The following is a 21,832-nucleotide window of genomic DNA, read 5'->3' as shown; positions in this document are numbered from 1 at the left end:
TGTCTCCTTTGGTTTATTGGTTTTCTGTTGTTTCCTGGGTGCTCTGATACGCCACCCGCACTCTCACCCTCACCACCCCCCCCCACCTCTAGGTCGCCTGCGAGGACAGCTGCATCTCGGCCGCGGCGGCGACCTCGCCCAGCCGCGCGTCGAGCACCTCCGGCGACAGCACGTGCCGCACCACCATCGCCGCCGCTCCCAGGGCACCGGCGGTCACCCCGGCGCTCGAAGCGACGATGCGGAGGTTCTCCGTGGCCAGCGGCAGCGAACGGCGGTAGATCGACTCGCGCACGCCCGCCAGCAGCATCTCGCCCGCCTCGGCCAGCAGGCCGCCGATGACCACGAGCGACGGGTTGAACATGCTCACGCAGCCCGCGAGCACCTCGCCGATGTCCCGGCCCGCCTGCCGCACGACCCGGCCCGCCTCGAGGTTGCCGGCGCGCACGAGGTTGACGACGTCGGCCGTCGAGTGCGCGGGGTGGCCCAGGCCGCGGAGCTTCGCCGCCAGCGCGGGACCGGCGGCGACGGCTTCGAGGCACTCGGTGTTGCCGCAGCGGCAGAGCGCCGAGCCGCCGTCGGGCACGCGGATGTGCCCGAGGTCGCCCGCCGCGCCCGCCGCACCGCGGTGCAGAACGCCGTTGCTGATCAGGCCCGCGCCGATGCCGGTCGCCGCCTTCACCACGATCATGTGCGCCACGTCCGGGTGCGACGCCGTGTGCTCGCCCAGGGCCATGAGGTTGACCTCGTTGTCCACGAGGACCGGCACGCCGAACTCCGCCGTGATCGCCGCCGGGACGTCGTACCCGTCCCAGCCGGGCATGATCGGCGGGTTGTTCGGGCGGCCCGTGGAGTGCTCGACCGGGCCCGGCAGGCCGATGCCGACCCCCGCGATCTCCGCCGGGCCGACGGTCCTCAGCAACGACCGCCACGTCGCGACCAGCAACGGCAGGATCGCCGCCGGGCCGTCGGCCACGTCGATCTCCACCTGCTCGACCGCGAGCAGACCGCAGGACAGGTCGGAGATCGCGACGGTGGCGTGGGTGGCGCCCACCTCGGCCGCGAGCACCAGGTGGGCGGTCGGGTTGAAGCCGAACCGGCCCGCCGGGCGCCCGCCCGTGGACTCCCCCGTGCCGCTGTCGCTCACGAGGCCCGCGGCCACCAGGAGATCGAGCCTCGCGCGGACCGTCGACCGGGCGAGGCCGGTCGCGGCCACGATCTCCGCTCGGGTGCGCGGGCTGCCGTCCATCAACATGCGCAGCACTGCTGCAGGCGAACCCGCCTCGACACCCAAGGTGCTCTCCATCGAACAATTGTCACATCGGAACCAGAAGGCAGTGCGCAGGCCGTACGTCAGCCGCCGGAGCTGAACGCGGCGTCGAACGAGGCCGACGGCGGGTCGAACGCGTTGCGGCGGATGAACTCCAGCGCCTCGGGAGCCCCGATCAGCCGGTCCATGCCCGCGTCCTCCCACTCGACGCTGATCGGACCGGCGTAGCCGATCGTGTTGAGCATCCGGAACGACTGCTCCCACGGCACGTCACCGCGTCCGGTGGACACGAAGTCCCAGCCACGCCGAGGGTCGGCCCACGCGAGGTGCGAGCCCATCCGGCCGTTGCGCCCGTTGCCGACCTGACGCCGGGCGTCCTTGCAGTCGACGTGGTAGATCCGGTCGCGGAAGTCCCACAGGAACCCGACCGGGTCCAGGTCCTGCCAGACGAAGTGCGACGGGTCCCAGTTGAGGCCGAACGCGGGCCGGTGCCCGATCGCCTCCAGCGCGCGCACGGTCGTCCAGTAGTCGTAGGCGATCTCCGACGGGTGGACCTCGTGCGCGAACCGGACGCCGACCTCGTCGAACACGTCGAGGATCGGGTTCCAGCGGTCGGCGAAGTCCTGGTAGCCCGCGTCGATCATCGACTGGGGCGCCGGCGGGAACATCGCCACGGTCTTCCAGATCGACGAGCCGGTGAACCCGACGACGGTGTCGACGCCGAGCTTCGCCGCGGCCCGCGCCGTCGCCTTCATCTCCTCCGCCGCCCGCTGCCGCACGCCCTCGGGGTCCCCGTCACCCCAGTTGCGGGCGGACAGGATGCCCTGGTGCCGCTCGTCGATCGGGTCGTCGCACACGGCCTGACCGGTGAGGTGGTTGGAGATCGTCCACACCTTCAGGTCGTGCTTGGCGAGGATCGCGAGCCGGTCCGCGACGTAGTCGTCGTCCTCCGCCGCACGCCACGGGTCGAGGTGGTCACCCCAGCAGGCGATCTCCAGGCCGTCGTAGCCCCAGCCCGACGCGAGCCGGCAGACCTCCTCGAACGGCAGGTCGGCCCACTGGCCGGTGAACAACGTGATCGGACGTGCCATCTCCGGTCTCCTCCTCGAACCTGCTGCTCAGACCTGCTGCCACGTGCGGGACGACGCGCTGTCCTCGACGGCGGCGAGGACGCGCTGCACCTGGAGCCCGTCGGCGAACGACGGCGCCGGGTCCGTGCCCTGCGCCACGGCCCGCACGAAGTCGACGGCCTGGTGCGTGAACGCGTGCTCGTAGCCCAGCCCGTGCCCGGCAGGCCACCAGGCACCCACGTACGGGTGCTCCGGCTCGGTGACCATGATCCGCCGGAACCCCGCGACGGACGAGTCCTCCGTGCCGTCGAAGAACTGCAGGACGTTCATGTCCTCGAAGTCGAAGGCCAGGCTGCCCGCCGAGCCGTTGATCTCGATGCGCAGCGCGTTCTTGCGGCCGTTGGCGAACCGCGTGGCCTCGAACGAGCCGAGCGCCCCGCCGCCGAACCGCGCCAGGAACAGCGCGGCGTCGTCAACGGTGACGGGACCGGTCTGGCCGGTGGCGGCGGTACCGGCCAGACCGGAGTGCGAGGAGGCGAGGGGACGCTCCGGCACGAACGTCACCAGCGTCCCCATCACCTCGCTGATCGTGTCGCCGAGGATGAACTGGGTGGCGTCCACGATGTGCGCGCCGATGTCGCCCAGCGCGCCCGACCCGGCCTTGTCCTTGTCGAGGCGCCACGACAGCGGCGCGGCCGGGTCGACGATCCAGTCCTGCAGGTACTGGGCCCGGACGTGGTGGATCCGCCCGAGCCTGCCCTGCGCGACCAGATCCCGGGCCAGTCCCAGAGCGGGCACGCGCCGGTAGCTGAACCCGACCATCGCCCGCACGCCGCGTTCCGCCGCCCGCGCCGCGGCCTCCGCCATCGCCACGGCCTCGGCGACGGTGTTGGCCATCGGCTTCTCGCACAGCACGTGCTTGCCCGCGTCCAGGGCGGCGACCGCGATCTCGGCGTGGGTGTCACCCGGTGTGCAGATGTCCACCACGTGCACGTCGTCGCGGTCCAGCACGGCCTTCCAGTCGGTCACGGCCTCCGCCCAGCCCAGGCGTTCGGCGGCGGCCTGCGTGCGGTCGGCGTCACGGCCTGCCAGCACCGACATCACCGGCCGCACCGGCAGGTCGAAGAAGCGCGGCGCGACCCGCCACGCCTGGGAGTGGGCGGCTCCCATGAAGGCGTGGCCGATCAGCGCGATGCCCAGCTCCGGCGTCGTCACAATGCGGTCCTCTCGGTTGTTCTCAGGACTCGAAGGCGGTCGGCAGGTAGCGGTCGACGTTGTCCTTCGTCACGACCGGGGCGTACAGCTGGACCTCGCGCGGGACCTCGACCTCGACGAGGTCGCCGAGGGCCTTGCCCTGCACCGCGAGCCGGGCGAGCCGGATGCCGTCCGCGCCCTGGGTGGAGGGGTAGATGACGGTCGCCTTGTGCGGGCCGTTGTCCGCCTTGATCTCGCGCATCACGTTCGCCGAGCCCGCGCCGCCGACCATGAAGAACTCGTTGCGGCCGGAGTTCTTGATCGCGGCGGTGACGCCGACGCCCTGGTCGTCGTCGTGGTTCCAGATGGCGTCGATCTTGCGCGCGGCCTGCAGCAGGTTCGCGGCGGCCTTCTCCCCGCTCTCCACGGTGAACTCGGCCGCGACGCGGTTGCTGACCTTGAGGCTGCACGACGCGAGCGCGTCCGCGAAGCCCTTGCTGCGGTCCTGGGTCAGCGGCAGCGAGTCGATGCCGGCGATCTCCGCGACCACGGCGTCGGTCTTTCCCTTGAGCCGCTCGCAGACGTACGTGCCCGCCGAGACGCCCATGCCGTAGTTGTCGCCCAGCACCGTGGAGCGCGCGGCGAACGGGCTGTCGAACTGGCGGTCGACGTTGATCACGGTGATGCCGGCCTTCATGGCCTTGAGCGCCACCGGGGTGAGCGCCGCGCCGTCGAACGGCAGCAGGACGATCGCGTCCACCTTGTCGTTGATGAACGTCTCGACCTGGCTGATCTGGAGGTTGGGGTCGTTGGTGCCCTCGACGACGCGGAGCTCGACGTCGGAGTACTTGCCGGCCTCCTTCTTCGCGGCGTCGGTGATCGCGGCCATCCAGCCGTGGTCGGCGGCCGGTGCGGAGAAGCCGATGACGACCTTCTTGCCCGGCTCGTCGTTGGCGACCTTCACACCGCCGCCCTGGTTGCCCCCGCCCTGCGGCTCGGGCGTGTTGCCCGTGCACGCGGTGAGCACGAGCGCCGACGCGGCGGCGAGAAGCGCGATTCTCTTGATCTGCATGGGTTTCTGGTCTCCCTCAGGTGGCAGCGGTCGTGGTGGCGGCGTCAAGCGCCGCTGCGTCGGGCAAGCCGCTGCTGGAGGAGGACGGCGACCACGATGATCGCGCCCTTCGCGACGGCCTGGGCGGAGATGGAGAGGTTGTTGAGGGTGAAGACGTTCGACAGCGTCGTGAAGATCAGGACGCCGAAGACGGTGCCGGCGATCGTGCCGCGCCCACCGGACAGCAGCGTGCCGCCGATGACGACCGCGGCGATCGCGTCGAGCTCGTAGAGACCGCCGTGCGTGGCGCTGCCGGTCGTGGTGCGGGCGATGAGCATGACGGCGGCGAGACCGCAGCACAGGCCGAGCAGCGAGTAGAGCATCACGGTGTGGCGGCGCACGTCGATACCGGCGAGCCGGGCCGCCTCGGGGTTGCCGCCGACGGCGAACGTGCGGCGCCCGAACGTGGTGCGGTTGAGCAGCACCCAGCCGCCGACCGCGACCAGCGCGAAGATCACGACGAGCACCGGCACGCCCAGCACCGACGCGTCGAAGAACGCGGCGAAGCCCGGCACGTTGACGATCTGGGTCTTGCGGTTGGAGATGATCTCGGCGAGCCCTCGTGCGGCGGCGAGGCTCGCCAGGGTCGCGATGAACGCCACGACCCGGCCGTAGGCGATGAGCGCGCCGTTGACGAGCCCGCACGCCCCGCCCACCAGCAACGCGGTGAACACCATGACGATCCAGTGCGTGTTGTTCGCGATGCCTTGGGTGGCGAGGGTCGTGGCCCACACCGAGGACAGCGCGACGATCGCGCCGACGGACAGGTCGATCCCGCCGCCGGTGATCACGAACGTCATGCCGATGCTGACGACGCCGATCACGGCGGCGAGCCGGAGGATGGTGAGCAGGTTGTCGACGTCGGCGAACCGGTCGCCGGCGGTGATCACCCCGCCCAGGCACAACAGGACCAGGGCGACCACGAGACCGGTGTTGCGCCCGGCCGAGGAGCCGAGCAGCGCCGAGAGGCTCGACTCCTTCTTCGCGACCGGAGCGCTCTTCTGCGCGGACAAGGCGGTGTCCTCGCTCATGCGGCGTGTCCTTCCATGACCAGGTCGAGGACCCGGGACTCGTCGATCTCGTCGGCGGGGCCGTCGTGGACCACCCGGCCCTCGCGCACCACCAGGACCCGGTCGGCCAGGCCGAGGACCTCCTCGACGTCGCTCGACACGACGACCACGGCGACGCCGGAGTCCGCCAGCTGCCGGATCAGTTCGTAGATCTCGCTGCGGGCGCCCACGTCCACGCCGCGGGTGGGTTCGTCCAGCAGCAGCACCCGGCACTCGCGCAGCAACCACCGCGCGAGCACGACCTTCTGCTGGTTGCCGCCGGACAGGCCGCGCACCACCCGGTCCACCCCGGCCGGACGCACGTCCAGCGCCTCGGTGAGCTTGGTGGAGCGGGCACGTTCGGCGCGGTCGTCGAGGAACCCGAACTTCGCGAACGCGGACATGGAGGAGACGGTGATGTTGCGGTAGACGGCCTGGTCGAGCAGCAGCCCCTGGCTCTTGCGCTCCTCCGGGCACAACCCCATCCCCGCGCGCACGGCCGCGCCGACACTCCCCCGCCGCAACACCCTGCCGTCGACCTCGACGGTGCCCTCGGCCGCTTTCCGCGCGCCGTAGACGGTTTCGAGGATCTCCGACCGTCCCGAACCGACGAGGCCGGCGAGCCCGACCACCTCACCGGCGTGGACGGTGAGGTCCACGCCGGCGAAGCGGTCGCCGTCGGCCAGTCCGCGGACCACCAACACCTCGGGAGCAGCCGGATCGACCGGAGAGCGTTGCGGATACACGTTGTCCAGCACGCGGCCGGTCATCAACGCGATCAGCTCCGAGGTCTTGACCTCACGGGCGGGCAGACCCGTCGCGACCGTGCGGCCGTCCTTGAGGACGGTCACCCGGTCGCCGATCTCCCTGATCTCCGCCAGCCGGTGCGAGATGTAGATCACCGCCACCCCCTGGGCGGTGAGCTCCCTGATGATCCCGAACAGGACCCGCACCTCGTCCGGGTCCAGCACGGCCGAAGGCTCGTCCATGATCAGCAGCTGCCCGTCGAGCGACAGCGCCCGCGCCATGCTGACGATCTGCTGGTGCGCCACCGACAACCGGCCGACGTCGCGGTCGGGCGAGATGTCGCGGTGCCCCAGCCGGTCGAGCAGCGCACGGGTCCGGCGGCGCGCCTCGGCCCGCCTGCTGAAGCCCGCGGTGGACAGTTCGTGGCCGAGGAAGACGTTGTCGGACACCGACAACCCGGCGACCAGGTCGAGCTCCTGGTAGATGGCGGCGACACCACTGCGCATGGCGGCGGTGGGGTTGCCGAACTCGACGACCTCGCCGCGCCACCGGATCACGCCCTCGTCGGGGCGGTGCGCACCGGCCAGGACCTTGATCAGCGTGGACTTGCCGGCGCCGTTCTGCCCGAGCAGGCAGTGCACCTCACCCGCGCGGACGTCGAAGTCCACACCGCCCAGGGCCGTGACGCCCGGGAACCGCTTCACCACGCCCTCGACCGACAGCAGCGCGTTCTCACGCGCGGGCGAGCTCACCATTGAGTCCTCCGGGGCTCCGGCAACCGTTGTGCCAGAAAGGAATGCGGCCTTACTACCGAATGACGCTAATGAGACGCCCCGTGCCCGACAAGACCGCCGGGGTGGCACATAAACGCCAACTTGCCCCTTGACCGGAGCATCCACAACTGGTCGACAATCGTTCGACCGCCGCACCACACCATGGGCCATGACCAAGGACCACGGAAGCCGCCTCGAAAGCGAGCTGGTCCGGCTGACCAGCGGAGACGAGCGCCGCGGCGCCCGACTCGTCGAGCCACGGCTCGCCAGGGGCATCCAGGACACGCGCTCCGAGGCGCGCCGCGACCGGGACCGGATCCTCTACTCGGTCGCCTGGCGACGGCTGGGCGGTGTCACCCAGGTGGTGACGCCGTTCGAGGACATGGCCTTGATGCACAACAGACTCACGCATTCCGAAAAGGTCGCCCAGGTGGCGCGCAGCATCGCCGAGCGTCTCCTGCACGACCAGTCGGCGCACGGGCACATCGTCCGGCTCGGCGGCGTCGACGCGGACGTGGTCGAGGCCGCCGCGCTCGCCCACGACCTCGGCCACCCGCCGTTCGGGCACATCGGCGAGATCACGCTCGACAAGGTGGCGCGCGGGATGCTGCGGCTGCCGGACGGTTTCGAGGGCAACGCCCAGACCTTCCGCACCGTGCTGCTCGGCGAGACACGCAGCAACGATTACGACGGCCTCAACCTGACCTGCGCCACGCTCGTCGCGATCGCCAAGTACCCGTGGCAGCGCGATCCCACGCTCAAGGACGACCACCGCGACAAGCTGAAGACCGACGCCGACTACCGCAGGCGGTGGCGCAAGTTCAGCGTCTACCGGTCGGAGAAGCGCGCATTCGTCCAGGCGAGCGAGTTCATCAGGGACATCGAGGACTTCCTCCCCGACACCCAGTCACTCGAAGCGTCCATCATGGACGTCGCGGACGACATCACCTATGCGATCCACGACCTGGAGGACTTCTACCTGGCCGGCATCCTGGACGTCCGCGCGGTGCTGGACGAGCTGCGCGCCGACGAGGACGACGGGCTGCTCGCCAAGCTCCAGGACCGCCTTCGGATCGACTACCCGGACTACTTCAGCGAGGAGCTCTTCGCCAGGGCGGTCAAGGTCGTCAAGGAGGAGCTCAAGGCGTCGTTCTCCGCGAAGAACGACGGCGGCCTGCTGACGGTCGGACGGGCCCGCTCAGCCGGGTCGAAGCTGATCGGCAAGTACATCAACAGCGTCGACATCGGCGAGGACGTCTTCTGGCGGCACGGCCCGTACATCGCGCTGCGGGCGGACGCGTGGCACGAGGTCCAGCTCCTCAAGGAGATCACGAAGAACTTCGTCATCAAGCGGCCGGACATCGCCCTGCTGCAACGAGGCCAGCAGCGGATCCTGCGCGAGCTCGTCAAGTACCTCCTGCGGTGGAAGAACTCGAAGGCGGACTTCAAGCGCCTTCCGCGCAGGCTGCGCGACGACATCACGCTGTACTCCGATCGGGGCGCGCCGAACCGGTGCATCCTCGACTACCTCTGCACGCTCACCGACGGCCAGTGCTACGCGCTCTACTACAAGCTGTCGGGGTCGCGACCGGCGGCGTCCGCCATGGACCTCTTCCTCTGAAGCGCTGTCGCCGTGGCGGCACTTCAGCCGACGACCGCACCGAGATTGATTTCGGTCAACACTGAAGCCACTGTGCTCGATGACCGTGCGGCCGAACGGCGTCCTGTCGCCCACGCCCCGCCGCTAGTAGCGTCCCGGTCATGAGACGACTGCTCACCGTCGCGTTGTCGTTCCTCCTCGTGACCGTCGCCGCGCACCCCGCGGCAGCCACCGGCGGCGGCGACCAGCCGTTGCCCGGCTACACGATCGTCAACCCGCCCCTCGCCCCCGCCACGGTCGGCGGCAAGCCGACGAGGGTGATCCAGGGCGTGCACAGCCACGCGGGTTACATCATCGAGGTACCGCCTCGCTGGAACGGGCGGCTGGCGCTGTGGGCGCACGGCTACCGCGGCGACGGCAAGGTCCTCACGGTCGACGCGCCGCCGTTCGGCCTTCGCCAGCGCTGGCTCGACGAGGGGTACGCCTGGGCCGCGTCGTCCTACTACAGCAACGCCTACGACGTGCGGGCCGGCGTCACGACCACCCGTGAGCTCGCGACGTTGTTCGGGCGCAAGGTGCAGCGGCCGTCGAAGGTGTTCCTCGCCGGTGTGTCGATGGGCGGGCACGTCATCGCCCGCTCACTGGAGCAGTACCCGGGGTTCTACGCGGGCGCGTTGCCGATGTGCGGTGTGCTCGGTGACCACGAGCTGTTCGACTACTTCCTGAGCTACCACCTCGTCGCGCAGACGCTGACCGGCATCAAGGCCTATCCCCTGCCGGCGGACTACGCCACGGTCGTGGTGCCGAAGATCAAGCAGGCGCTGGCCGGTCGCGACGACCAGTTCAAGGCCCTCGTCGCCACCCTGTCCGGCGGCGCGCGGCCCGGCACCGACGCGGCCTACGCCTACTGGCAGGACTTCCTGTTCGGTCTGGTCACGAACTCGGCCGCCACCGGCCTCGCGGAGAACCCGCTGCAGATCGCCACGAACATCACGACGCGCTACCGGCCGAACTCGCCGGTGGACGTCAACGCGACCGTGCAGCGCGTCAAGGCCGCGAACCCCCGGGCGCGCAACACCTGGGCGTTGACGGAGATCCCCGCCGTGCAGGGCTTCCCGACCGCGCCCGTCGTGTCGCTGCACGGGATCGGCGACCTGTTCGTGCCGTTCTCGATGGAGCAGGACTACCGCGACGACGCCGCCCGGTTCGGCCGCACCGACCGGATCGTGCAGCGCGCCATCCGCACGGTCGACCACTGCGAGTTCTCCCCCGCCGAGGTCGGGACCGCGTGGCGCGACCTGACAACGTGGGTGGACCGGGGCAAGCGACCGGCCGGGGACGACGTGCGGCGGACCGACGACCCGCGGTTCGGCTGCCGGTTCAGCGACCGGCAGGCCACCGGCGGCACCAGGGCGTTCTTCCCCACCTGCTGATCACGCACCGACGACGGGCGCTCGGACCCTCCTCCGAGCGCCCGCACACCTCCGTAGGCGACGACAACGTTGTCATCACGTCAAGAGAGGAAGGTCCATGCTCGGCTCCCTGCACCGACGCGCCAGACGCTCCGTCCCCCTGGTGGTCGCCGGCCTGCTCGCAGGCCTCGTCACCGCCACCCCCGCGACGGCCGCACCGCTCGCCGCACTCACCCAGCACGTGAACCCGTTCATCGGCACCGACAACAGCAACTCCCCCAACCCCGTCCCGGGCGGCGCGGGCGGCAGCACCTTCCCCGGCGCCACCGTGCCGTTCGGCATGGTGCAGTTCAGCCCGGACACGCCGACCGCGTCGCCGTCCGGCTACCGCTACAGCGACACGAGCATCCAGGAGTTCAGCCTCACCCACTTCAACGGCGCGGGCTGCCCCAACAACGAGGACCTCGGCATCCTCCCGGTCACCGGCGACCTCGCCACCTCCCCCGGCACGAACTGGACCGGCTACGCGGGCACGTACACGAAGGCCAACGAGTCGGCCGCGCCCGGCTACTACAAGAACCGGCTCGACAACCACGGCACCGGCGTCGAGCTCTCGGCGACCAAGCGCACCGGGTTCATGAAGCTCACCTACCCGAACACCACCTCGGCGAGGGTGCTGGTCAACAGCAGCCGCAGCGCCACGGGCAACCGCAACGGGTCGATCGCGATCAACGGCAGCCAGCTCACCGGGGTGTTCACCGGTGGTGGCTTCTGCGGCTCGTCGAAGACCTACCAGCTCTTCTACGCCATCCAGTTCGACCGCGCGCCGACCGGCTTCGGCACGTGGCTCGGCGGCACGGTGAGCGCCGGGTCCGCGAGCACCAGCGGCGTGAACTCCGGCGGCTACCTCACGTTCGACACCTCCTCGAACCCCGTGGTGCAGCTCAAGGTCGGCGTCTCGTACGTCAGCGTCGCGGGCGCTCAGGCGAACCTCGCCGCCGAGAACGCCGGGTTCGACCTCGCCGGAGTCCGGACCGCGGCCGACACCGCGTGGAACGACGTGCTGAACCGCGTGCAGGCGACCGGCGGTTCCGCCACCGACCTGCAGAAGTTCTACACAGCGCTCTACCACGTGTTCCAGAACCCCAACATCGCCAGCGACGTCAACGGCCAGTACCGGGGCTTCGACCAGACCGTCCGGACCGAGTCGCACACCGTCTACCAGAACTACTCCGGCTGGGACATCTACCGCTCGTGGGCCTCGCTGATCGCCCTGCTCGCACCAGCGGAGTCCAGTGACATCGCCAAGTCGATGGTCCTCGACGGACAGCAGGGCGGGCTGCTGCCGAAGTGGTCGCACAACAGCCAGGAGATCTTCGTGATGAACGGAGACCCCGGGCCGATCGTCGTGTCCAGCATGTACGCGTTCGGGGTGCGCGGTTTCGACACGGCCGCCGCGCTGGCGTTGATGGACAAGAGCTCCAACGGCGGCACCACGCAGGGCCAGGCGATCCGCGGCCGGCAGTCCGCGTACCTCAGCAGGCACTTCATCACCGAGGACCCGTCGGACTCGCTCGAGTACTCGGCCTCCGACTTCGCCGTCGCCCAGTTCGCCCGCGCCGTCGGCGACACGGCGAAGTACAACACCTACATGACCCGCGCCCAGTGGTGGGCCAACGTCTACAACCCCGAGTCCGGCTACGTGCAGAAGCGCAACGCCGACAGCTCCTGGGCGTGGCCCGTCACCCCGGCGAGCCCCAGCGGCTACACCGAGGGCAACGCGTCGCAGTACACGTGGATGGTGCCGTACAACTTCGGCAGCCTGATCAACCTGATGGGCGGCCCCAAGACCGCGGTGCAGCGCCTCGACCACCACTTCACGCAGCTCAACGGAGGACTGAGCCAGCCGTACTTCTACATCGGCAACGAGCCGGAGCACGGCGTGCCGTGGGCCTACCACTACGCCGCCCACCCGCAGGGCACGAGCGCGGCGGTGCGCCGGGTGATGACGGAGTCGTTCACGACGGCCGCCGGCGGGCTGCCCGGCAACGACGACCTCGGCGCCACCTCGGCCTGGTACGTCTGGTCCGCGATGGGCCTGTACCCGCCCACGCCGGGTGCGGACGTGCTCGCGTTGCACGGGCCGCTGTTCCCGTCCATCACGATCACCAGGCCGTCGGGCGTGCTGCAGATCAACGGCACCGGCGCGGGACCGAACGCGCAGTACGTGCAGAGCTTCAACCGCAACGGCGTCGCCACGAACCGGACCTGGTTGCGCTACGGGGACATCTCCGGCAACGCGACGCTGAACTTCGGCATGGGGTCGTCGCCCAGCGCGTGGGGGACGAACGCGGCGGACGTGCCGCCGTCCTACAACGACGGCTTCACTCCCCCTGCTCCGGCTCCGGCTTTGGGTGCGAACCTCGCGCTGGGCAAACCGGCCACGGCCTCGACGCCCTGCAACGCCGCCGAGGCCGCCGCCAAGGCGTTCGACGGCAGCCTGTCCGGCAAGTGGTGCTCGCTGGCCACCGGGACGAAGTTCCTCCAGGTGGACCTGGGTTCGACGCAGAACGTCAGCTCGGTCGTGCTGAAGCACGCCGGCCTGGGCGGGGAGAGCACCGGGCTGAACACCGGCGCCTACACCGTCCAGACCTCGGTCGACGGCACGAACTGGACCACGGTCGCGAACGTGTCGTCGGTGAGGGCGAGCCGCTCGCACCACACGTTCACCCAGCGGCAGGCGCGGTACGTGAAGCTGAACGTCACCACGCCCACCAACAACGGAAACACCGCCGCGCGGATCTACGAGTTCGAGGTCTACTAGCCGACCTCCGCCTGACCGGGCCTCAGGGCTTGGTCAGGCGGACCAGGAAGCCGGGGTGGTCTGTGTAGCGCAGGCTGTACTTCTGGGTGCTGACGAACGCGATGTCGTTCGAGAACACCACGTGCTGCACGCTGTTGTCGCCCTTGCGGACGTGGCCGGGCGGCACGCAGTTCTGGGCGTTCTCCGGGTCGGAGGTGTCGTACTCCAGGTTGAGGTCACCGCCGACGACGGTCTTCCCGCTGAAGCCCTCCGCGGCCCTGATCTGCGGGATCACGCCGAACAGCAGGGACCGGCACTGGGCGAGCGCGACGGGCTCGCTGGAGGCCGACAGATGCGTCGTGCACCCCAGATGGTCACCGATCGCGTACACGCACGCATAGGTGCGTTGTTCGTTACCGCTGTCCTGATCGGCGTATTTCGCGGTCCACGTCTTCACGCCCTGATAGCTCGCCGCCGACACCCGGCCGATCACGGCGTTGCCGTAGTCCTGACCGTTGGTGCACTTCACCGGCGCGCCCGTGTCCTTGCGCAGCGCGGGGGCGAAGAACTGGTAGGTCCTGTCCCCCGGCCAGGCCGTCGCCAGCGCCGGAGCCAGGCGGTCCGGCACGTCGTCGCGGCAGATCTCGTTGACCGTCACGAGGTTCGGCTTCAGGCGGACGATCAGGTCCGCGGCCTCCGGAACCGACCGTCCCTGCTGGTAGCAGCCCGCTATCCCGCTGTTGCAGAGATTCAGCTGGAGCTCCCAGAACCGTTCGGCCGCCGCCGCGTTCGGCGCGGGGAGCACCACGGCCAGCATCGTCAGCACCGCCGTTGTCAGCTTCCACATCCGGCCGACGGTAGGGACCCGGCGGCTCGGGCGACACCCATTGCGGCACACCGCAATACCCCGGCCCGTCCCCTGCTCTCGAAATGCATTGTTTTTCTCGTTATTTCATGAACAAGTGGAATAGTCACGCTTCGGAGAAAATGGGTAACGCCTCGTCGACAATGCTCGACACTGGCAGCATGAGTGAATTCTCCGAACCGGTGGTCCGGATCGAGACCGTGCGGTTCGACAGCCGTGGCGGACGGCAGATCTCGAACACCGAGCGCACCGCGTCGGCCCTGCAGGAGCGCAGGGCCGAGATCGAGGCGGGTATAGCGACGGCCGCGGACATCGTGCGCTCGTCGATGGCGTCGGCGGAGGAGAAGGACGGCTGGCGGGTGTCCAGCGTCGAGGCGACGTTCGGCCTCACCGTGTCCGCGGAGGCGGGCGTCATCATCACGAAGGCGTCGGGCGAGGCGTCGCTCGAGGTGACGATGACCATCGAGCGCGTCTGACCGCACCATGAACCCGACGGACTACTGGGTCGAGCTGCGCCTCACCGACGGAGGGGTGCTCGGCGCCGGTTTCTACGTCACCCGCCGCTACGTGATGACCGCCGACCACTGCCTGCGGCCCCTGCGCGAGTCCGAGAACGACGTGGTGCTGGTGCACGCCGACGGCACCGAGACGCCCGGCCAGGTGTGCGAACGGCGAGTGGACGTCGACCTCGCCCTGATCAGGCTGGTCGGAAGGCCGGTGGTGCGCCCGCCGACCACCCAGGTGTGCGCCAAGGGCGACCGCTGGCGCACCCCGAACCGGCCGACGCCGTCCGACCCGCACCTCCACGGCGCCGTCGACGAGCCGAGCGTGAAATATGACTGCGAGGGCGGCGCTCAGTTGGAGGCGCTGCAACTGCGCACTGACGTGACGCTGGGCAGCTACAAGGGGTACTCCGGCAGCGCCGTCGAACGCACGGGTCCGGAGCCCGCGCTCGCCGGCGTTCTGCAGGAGCAGTACGGCAACCGCCACGACCGCGACCTGGGCGCGACGAACGTGCTCTTCGCCGTGACCATGCGCGAGGCGCTCGAAGCGTTCGACGACTACTTCGACCAGGTCACTTCCAGGACGGCCACCTCACCGCCTCCGCCCCGGAAAGAACTCGACCATCTCACCTCGACCCTGGAACACGCCGCCGACTGGCTGGCGCGAGGCCTGCTGGGTCCCAGCGAGGTGAGCATGATCCGGCTCGAGGTCGCCCGGAGCGTGGTCGAGGAGTTCATCCCGCGAGGGTCGGCGTGAGCACCGGCTGGGAGCCTTTGGAGGCGCTGGCGGAACACGGGTGGAGCCCGGAACGTGAAAGCGCTCTCTTCGCGGGGAACGTCACGTCGTCGTTGATCGAGGTCAACCTGGACCTCTTCGTCAGCATCGTCGCGAGACAACAGAGGAACGTCGCCGAACGACTGCTGGCGCTCGCGCTGGGCGTGCTGGACATCGAGTCGGACGAGTCGATCAGGCTGCGCAACCAACTGGGTGTGCTGGCGGCAAACGGCGGGGAGCACGAAGCAGCCCGCGCCATCCTGGACGACGCGCACATCGACGCCGGCCGCACCGGTTCGCAGTGGATCGACGTGATCCGTGTGAACCTCGCCTCCGTCGCATTCGCCAGCGGCGACGTCACGGCAGCGCGCCGATGGCTCTCCTTGATCGAACGTTCAGGAGATTCCGACGCCACCATCTCGATGATCACGGCGACGCTCCACACCGCCGACGCGCAACTTCGTGCGAGCCGCGAGCAGATGCTGATCTCCGTCACCCATCTTTGCGAAGCAGAGATCGCCTACCGTGCGACGACCGGTTCGGGAGCGCCAACCGCACTCGTGGCCTCTGCGGCGACTGTTGCGGCCCGGTTCACCAACGCGATGCGCCAAGGCGCGACGGATCGCGCGGAGGTACTGGTAGAGCGACTGGAACTCTTCCGGCAACGGATCGCCGCCGCACTCGGAGCCGATCACCCGGACACCTTGGCTGTCCGGCTCAACCTCGCCACAGCCGATTTCACCCTGGCCCGCTCCTCCCGCCTGCCCTCGGAGACGAGCCGTGCGCTCGCGCCGCTCTCCGCGACCGCCCGCCAGATCACGGAGGTGATGGGACCAAGCCATCCGTTGGCTCTGGTCGCCGCGGGAACCCTTGCTTCGGCGTTGTTCGAACATGCCCGGCTCGCGAAGTCCGTGAAGGCGGCGTTGCCCGCGTTGGCGGCGATGCGGGAAGCAGCCGAGAACGCATCGCTGCACCTCGGCGAGAACCACCCCCATGCGATGGCCGCGTACGCCAACTTCGCGACCGCGTCGTTCGAGCTGGCTCGGGCCGGGGAAGCGGAGGTCGACGCACTCGGAGTTCTCGAAACCGCTTGTGAGCGCGCGAAAGTGGTCCTGGGCTCGACGCACGCCACCACCCGTGTGCTGCAGCACGAGTTGAACCTGTGCCGGCAGTGGCGTGAGCAGGAAGAAGATCGCGGAGATGGGGTGCTCCGGACGATGCGGCGCGTGGCGACAAACGCCTTGTTCGACGACGAGTACGTCTCCTTCGACCACGCCAGCGCTCTGCTGGACCAGGCAAATCCGCCCGACATCGATCCGGCGGTCGCCTCGGTGTGGCACAGGTACGCCACCACCCGCAGCAAGCACTCCCAGAGCGAGCTCGTGTCGCACTACACGCCCCTCGTGGTGGCAGAGATCAAACTTCTGAGACACGGCGTGCTCGCGCACGCGAACCCGCTCGACGTCGCCAAATCCGGGGTTCTGGGTCTGGTGGAGGCGGTCGAGACTTTCAACGCCGCGCACGGAGGCCTCCAATTCGAGGTGTACGCCCGGCAGCACATCCGGAACGCGATCATGGAGGCTCGCGGCGTTTTCGGCTTGGTCTCACTCTGGGCGCGCACCGTCGAAACGGTGATGGAAGACCTGGACAGTCCAGCGTCCGGGACGCCGCTCAGAGCGGATCTGAGCGAACTCAGGGCGAGTCTGCTGAATCACTTGGCGGCGTCCGAGGATCTGGCCGGTGACCCCGAGCAGATAGCGGAGGAGCGATCGAGAAGGCAACAGCTGGCCCGGTCGATCACAAGGCTCTCCGAAAGAGACCTCGTCGTTCTCTCGCTCCGCTACGTCGAGGACATGAGCCTCGCGGAGATCGGCAACGTCCTCGACATACCCACCAGAAGCGTCGCCCGGCGGCTTGACAGAGTCTTGCGGAACCTGAGATCAACGCTGGAAGGTGACTGACCGCAGCTCAGGCCGGTGGCGCGAGCACCACCACCGAGTTGTGCCCGCCCATCCCCAGCGACGACTTGATCGTCAACCCGTCCCGCATCCGAGTCGGTCCGTCCAGCAGCAACGGATGCCCGGGCGCGACGACAGGTGGCGCCGGGATCATCCCGGTGTCGTACCCCATCGCGGTCACCGCCACCTCGATGGCCGACGCCGCCCCCTGGCAGTGGCCGGTCAACGGCTTCACGGAAAAAATCCCGGTCTCCGGACCGAAAAGCTGCTCCAGCACGGCGGCCTCGGCGGTGTCGCATTGGGCCGTTCCCGGTCCGTGCGCGTTGAGGTAGCGCACGTCGGCCGCGCTCACCCCGGCGTTGTCCAGGGCGTCGGTGAAGCACGCGGTGACCTGGTCGAGCCGCGGGTCGATGGACGTCACGTGGTACGCGTCGTGGGACATCGCGCCGCCGAGCGTGAGGGCGTACGGGTTCGTGGCGTTGCGGGAGAGGACGAACGCGACGGACGCCTCGCCCATCACGAAACCCCTGCTGCCCTGCTGGAACGGGCGGCACGCGTCGAGCGGCTCGGCGTCCACGATCGCGACTCCCAGCCGGACGAAGTGGGAGACGTTCTCGGGGGTGAGGGAGAGATCGGTGGCGACGAACACCACGTCGTCGACGATTCCCGCGTCCAGCCACGCTTTCGCCGTGATCAGTCCGGCGTTGCCGGAGGCGCACATGGCCGACACGTTCATCGCCGGGCCGTGGAAACCGTATTCCTGCATGAACGTCGACATCGGAGTGGAAGGCATTAAGGCGAGGTAGTCGTGCACGGGTAACTGGCCACCGCGCGTGACGTAGAAGTCGCGCCAGAGGTCCACCTCGCCCAGCACGACGGCGTGCAGCAGGCCGACTCTCCGGCCGGGACGCCAGCCCCGCGCGCCCGCGTCCTCGATGGCCTCCCTGGCCGCGGCCCGCATGGCACGCGCGAACCGGCTCGGCCCGTCGACCGGATCACCACCCTCGGCGACGTACGCCGCCCAGACCGTGTCACCGGGGAAACGGCCCAGTTCCGGGACGATCGACGCGGCGGGTTCGCCGCTCGTCAGTCCCTCCCAGAGCGACCGGCGGTTCCACCCGTACGCGCTGACCACGCCGATTCCGCAGATACCCATACTTCGCGCGACCATAATCCAGCTCCCCCACACCGAGGGCCGACACCTCGTCACCCGAAAGGATAACGGTGTAAACCGTCTTGCGGAACGACACCTGTGCGTCCACAGTGGACAGTGAGAAGCGAACCCTGATCATCGGGCGATCGGAGCGACCGGATATAACGGCTCACCATGTTCACGCCAGACGGATGCGGCTCTGGTCGAGTGTGTAGTAGGACTTCACAGTGCCAACACCCGGATCTGGGGGCCGAGACGTGAGCGGCCTGATCGGCGACGCGGGGTTCGACCAGGAACTGCTGGTCGAGCTCGCGCTCTCGGTCGGCGCCGCCGTCGTCTGGTGGCTCGACCTCGGCACCGGCCGGCTCGGCTGGATGCCGGGGCTCGACGCGATCATCGGCGTGCCCGGCGCCGACGAGGACGCGGTGCGGGCCCGGCTGGGCGAGCTGGCCGCGCCGCTGATCGTGGCCGTCGAGACGGCGGCGTGGCAGGACTTCGAGCTGGAACAACCGCTCGAGACGCAGCTGGGCACGCGCTGGCTGCAGTTCCGCGCCCGCGTCTCGACCCACGACTCCGCGCGGGCCCTGGTCGGGGTCGTCGCCGACGTGACCCGGCGGCACAGCCAGCAGCAGGAGCTCGCGGACCTGGCCGACCGCTACCGGCTGCTGGTCGACCTGGCGCCCGAGGCGATCGTGGTGCACGAGGCCGGTCTGCTCGTGTACGCGAACCCGGCGGCGGTCCAGTTCGTGCGGGCGAGGTCCGAGTCCGACCTGCTCGGGCGGCCGATCACCGACTTCGTGCACCCGGACTCCCAGACCGACATGCTGCAGCGGATCTCGAAGCTGACCGAGCCGGGCGCGACGAGCGACCCCGCGGACGCCGTGCTGGTCCGGTTCGACGGCGGCACCACCGACATCGAGTCGGTGTCGGTGCGCACGACCTGGGAGGGCAGGCCGGCGTTCCAGGTGATCATGCGGGACGTCACCGAGCAGAAGGCGGCCGCGGCGGCCCTGCGCTACCAGGCCGCGCTCGCCGCGCACGTCAGCGACGCGCTCATCGCGACCACCTCCGACGGCGTCGTCACGAGCTGGAACCGCAGCGCCGAGAACGTCTACGGCCGTCGTGCGGCCGAGGCGATCGGGCAGCCCATCGGCGAGGTGGTGGGAGCACCGCTCGACCCGATGGAGGTGCTGGACGCGGGCGGTGTGGTCCACGCCGTGCACCGGCGCTCGGACGGCGCGACGCTGGCGGTGCGGGTGTCGGTCGCCCGGATGGACGCAGGCTACGTGCTGATCTGCGCGGACGAGACCGCGCGCCGCCGCGCTGAGCACCACTTCACGTCGGTGGTCGCGGCCATCGAGGAGGGCGTGCTGGTCGTCGGCCCCACCGGGCTGGTGGAGTCCGTCAACCCCGCGGCCGAACGGATCCTCGGCGTGCGCGCGCAGGAGGTGATCGGCCAGCCGGCGTCCCTGGCGGAGCTGTACGACGAGTCCGGCCAGCCGGTCCCGCAGGACCAGTACGCGTCGGCCATCACCCGCGCCACCGGCAGGGCGCAGCACGGCCGGATCCTGCGATCGTTGCGGCCCGACGGCACCCACGTGTGGCTGTCGCTCAGCGCCCGCGCGCTGACCCAGGACGGGGTGACGCCCTCGGCGACGGTCATCTCGTTCACCGACATCACCGAGCGCCGCATGATCGACAGCCAGCTGGAGCACGAGGCGACGCACGACGCGTTGACCGGCCTGTGCAACCGCACGGTGACGATCAACCGGCTCAGCCCGGCCGCGCGCGCCCACCGGTCCGGGCTCACCGCGGTGCTGTTCATCGACCTCGACAAGTTCAAGGTCATCAACGACTCCCTCGGCCACAGCACCGGCGACGAGGTGCTGCGGGTGGTCGGGTCGAGGCTCAGCCGCGGCTCGCGGCGCGGCGACGTCGTGGGCAGGCTCGGCGGCGACGAGTTCACCGTCATCGCGTACGGCGTGACCAGCCCGGACGAGGCGGAGGCGATCGCGGACCACGTCCGCTCCGAGCTCAACCGCCCGATCACCGTGGACGGCCGGCAGCTGCACGTCGACGCGAGCGTCGGCATCGTGCTCGCCGAGCCGGGCGACCCCCGCGACGGCGCCGACCTGCTGCGCGACGCCGACGTGGCGATGTACCACGCGAAGACCAGGGGCCGCGGCCGTGTCGCGTTCTTCGACGTGGAGCTGCGCGAACGCATCCAGCGCCGCCTGCAGCTGGAGCAGGACCTCCGCTCGGCGCCGCTGGCGGACCAGCTCTGGGTCGCCTACCAGCCGATCGTCGACCTCCGCACGGACGAGCGCACCGCCGTCGAGGGCCTGCTGCGCTGGACGCACCCGCGCTACGGCCTGATCTCGCCGGCGGAGTTCATCACGCTCGCGGAGGAGAGCGATCTCATCAACATCATCGGTGCGCACATGCTGCACACCGCGACCCGCGAGATCGCCGAGCTGGCGCCCAGTCTGGAGCTGACGGTGAACCTGTCGGCCCGCCAGCTCGACGACCCGTGGCTCGTGTCCGCGGTCCGGCACGCCACCCACAAGGCGGACCTGGACCCCAGCTCGCTGTGCCTGGAGATCACCGAGAGCGCCCTGACCCGCGACCCGGCCCTGGCCGCCCGCACCCTCGCCGCGTTGCGCGACCTGGGCGTGCGGCTGGCGATCGACGACTTCGGCACCGGCTACTCGTCACTCGCGCAGCTGCTCACCCTGCCGCTGGACACGCTCAAGATCGACCGGTCCTTCACGATGGGGCTGGGGCGGTCGGACGAGGCGGAGGCGATCGTCACGAGCATCATCGCCATGGCCCACGCGGTCGACATGACGGTGATCGCGGAGGGCGTCGAGCAGGTGGAGCAGCTGGACATCCTGCGGGCCCTCGGATGTGACCAGGCGCAGGGGTTCCTGCTGGGCCGGCCGATGCCGCCCGGCGACCTGTGAGGGCTCGCCGAAGCGGCTCGGCGGACTCGCCCGCTTGGACGGCCGGTCCCGCGACTAGAGGAACTTGTGCGAGGCGTTGTTCCCGTCGAGCGGGCCCAGGCCGCCGTCCAGTCCGTTGTCCGGCGGGAAGTCGATGTACCTGCCGCCGTAACCGCTGTTGTAGTACAGCCGGACCGTGCGCTTGCTCAGGTTGTATCCCGAGAGGGCGGCGTTCTTCACGCACCTGCCCTGGCCCGTGCCCGGCCCCTTGAAGTCGAAGCAGGTGGGCTGGGTGGTCCCGTAGTTCGGGACCGAGACGGCGAAGTCCGAGACCGAGCCCTGCCAGTCGAACATCGGGAACAGGCAGAACTCGCCCGTCTCGCACTTGCCGTTGCGCGCGACCGGTGCGGCCGCCGCGGTGGCGGCCTGCGGTGCCACGAACACGCTTCCCAGAACAGCGGCGGCCAGCACGAGCGCAGCGCTGATCGACCTCTTTCCACCGGACATCGTCATCCCCCTCGGCCGAGCGGTTCTGCTCGCAGCCTGCAACACAGCGTAGTCGAACCGGCACTCACAGGTGAGCGGAACGGCCCGCCGAGGCGGGCCGTCA

The 21,832-nt window shown here is 69.7% G+C and carries 16 protein-coding genes; 7 read left to right on the top strand and 9 right to left on the bottom strand.

Annotated elements, in window-relative coordinates:
* Positions 1-88: 88 nt before the first annotated feature.
* The 6 genes from ACWF7A_RS30405 to ACWF7A_RS30380 are packed head-to-tail and all read right to left on the bottom strand — an operon-like array spanning position 89 to position 7,190.
* The gene (locus ACWF7A_RS30405; protein WP_452253926.1) at positions 89-1,303 is read right to left on the bottom strand and encodes an ROK family protein; all 1,215 of its coding nucleotides are present in this window, start codon (positions 1,301-1,303) and stop codon (positions 89-91) included.
* Between the two features lie 47 nt (positions 1,304-1,350).
* Entirely contained in the window at positions 1,351-2,358 is a 1,008-nt protein-coding gene (locus ACWF7A_RS30400) for a sugar phosphate isomerase/epimerase family protein (protein WP_452253925.1), read from the bottom strand.
* Positions 2,359-2,385: 27 nt separating this feature from the next.
* Complete coding sequence (locus tag ACWF7A_RS30395) at positions 2,386-3,555, bottom strand: Gfo/Idh/MocA family protein (RefSeq protein ID WP_452253930.1); 1,170 nt, start codon at positions 3,553-3,555, stop codon at positions 2,386-2,388.
* Between the two features lie 19 nt (positions 3,556-3,574).
* Complete coding sequence (locus tag ACWF7A_RS30390; protein WP_452253924.1) at positions 3,575-4,603, bottom strand: substrate-binding domain-containing protein; 1,029 nt, start codon at positions 4,601-4,603, stop codon at positions 3,575-3,577.
* 44 nt (positions 4,604-4,647) lie between these two features.
* Positions 4,648-5,673, bottom strand: a complete 1,026-nt coding sequence (locus ACWF7A_RS30385) for an ABC transporter permease (RefSeq protein ID WP_452253923.1) — start codon at positions 5,671-5,673, stop codon at positions 4,648-4,650.
* Positions 5,670-7,190 carry a sugar ABC transporter ATP-binding protein gene (locus tag ACWF7A_RS30380; protein ID WP_452253922.1) on the bottom strand — a complete coding sequence of 507 codons (1,521 nt, stop codon included), beginning with the start codon at positions 7,188-7,190 and terminating at the stop codon, positions 5,670-5,672. Before ACWF7A_RS30380 ends, ACWF7A_RS30385 begins: the two co-directional genes overlap by 4 nt.
* Before the next feature lie 190 nt (positions 7,191-7,380).
* Here ACWF7A_RS30380 and ACWF7A_RS30375 point away from each other — a divergent pair, with 190 nt between their 5' ends.
* The 3 genes from ACWF7A_RS30375 (at position 7,381) to ACWF7A_RS30365 (ending at position 13,047) form a co-directional block, all read left to right on the top strand.
* Entirely contained in the window at positions 7,381-8,832 is a 1,452-nt protein-coding gene (locus ACWF7A_RS30375; protein ID WP_452253921.1) for a deoxyguanosinetriphosphate triphosphohydrolase family protein, read from the top strand.
* Between the two features lie 140 nt (positions 8,833-8,972).
* On the top strand, positions 8,973-10,244 hold the full coding sequence (locus ACWF7A_RS30370; protein ID WP_452253920.1) for a hypothetical protein: 1,272 nt from the start codon (positions 8,973-8,975) through the stop codon (positions 10,242-10,244).
* Positions 10,245-10,341: 97 nt separating this feature from the next.
* Complete coding sequence (locus ACWF7A_RS30365) at positions 10,342-13,047, top strand: GH92 family glycosyl hydrolase (protein WP_452253919.1); 2,706 nt, start codon at positions 10,342-10,344, stop codon at positions 13,045-13,047.
* A 22-nt stretch (positions 13,048-13,069) separates the two neighbouring features.
* Here ACWF7A_RS30365 and ACWF7A_RS30360 read toward each other — a convergent pair whose 3' ends face one another.
* Positions 13,070-13,873: a hypothetical protein gene (locus ACWF7A_RS30360; RefSeq protein ID WP_452253918.1), complete on the bottom strand. Its 804-nt coding sequence runs from the start codon at positions 13,871-13,873 to the stop codon at positions 13,070-13,072.
* Between the two features lie 179 nt (positions 13,874-14,052).
* Here ACWF7A_RS30360 and ACWF7A_RS30355 point away from each other — a divergent pair, with 179 nt between their 5' ends.
* From ACWF7A_RS30355 to ACWF7A_RS30345, 3 genes are read left to right on the top strand one after another with little or no spacing between them, the layout of a single operon-like run.
* Positions 14,053-14,367, top strand: a complete 315-nt coding sequence (locus tag ACWF7A_RS30355; RefSeq protein WP_452253917.1) for a CU044_2847 family protein — start codon at positions 14,053-14,055, stop codon at positions 14,365-14,367.
* A 7-nt stretch (positions 14,368-14,374) separates the two neighbouring features.
* Positions 14,375-15,151: a trypsin-like peptidase domain-containing protein gene (locus tag ACWF7A_RS30350; RefSeq protein ID WP_452253916.1), complete on the top strand. Its 777-nt coding sequence runs from the start codon at positions 14,375-14,377 to the stop codon at positions 15,149-15,151.
* Positions 15,148-17,130 (top strand): sigma-70 family RNA polymerase sigma factor, encoded by a 1,983-nt coding sequence (locus tag ACWF7A_RS30345; RefSeq protein ID WP_452253915.1) that lies wholly within the window; start codon positions 15,148-15,150, stop codon positions 17,128-17,130. The genes ACWF7A_RS30350 and ACWF7A_RS30345 overlap by 4 nt, the downstream gene beginning before the upstream one ends.
* Positions 17,131-17,137: 7 nt before the next feature.
* Here the strand turns inward: ACWF7A_RS30345 and ACWF7A_RS30340 are convergent, their stop codons facing one another.
* Positions 17,138-18,283: a beta-ketoacyl synthase N-terminal-like domain-containing protein gene (locus ACWF7A_RS30340; protein ID WP_452253914.1), complete on the bottom strand. Its 1,146-nt coding sequence runs from the start codon at positions 18,281-18,283 to the stop codon at positions 17,138-17,140.
* A 254-nt stretch (positions 18,284-18,537) separates the two neighbouring features.
* Here ACWF7A_RS30340 and ACWF7A_RS30335 point away from each other — a divergent pair, with 254 nt between their 5' ends.
* A complete protein-coding gene (locus ACWF7A_RS30335) occupies positions 18,538-21,243 on the top strand; it encodes a sensor domain-containing protein (protein ID WP_452253913.1) in 2,706 nt (901 codons plus the stop codon).
* Positions 21,244-21,297: 54 nt separating this feature from the next.
* Here ACWF7A_RS30335 and ACWF7A_RS30330 read toward each other — a convergent pair whose 3' ends face one another.
* On the bottom strand, positions 21,298-21,729 hold the full coding sequence (locus ACWF7A_RS30330; RefSeq protein WP_452253912.1) for a peptidase inhibitor family I36 protein: 432 nt from the start codon (positions 21,727-21,729) through the stop codon (positions 21,298-21,300).
* Positions 21,730-21,832: the final 103 nt, after the last annotated feature.

The organism is Lentzea sp. NPDC055074 (genome assembly GCF_053608005.1).
Note: the sequence above shows the minus strand (reverse complement) of the source record. Positions and strands in the feature narration are given on the sequence as shown.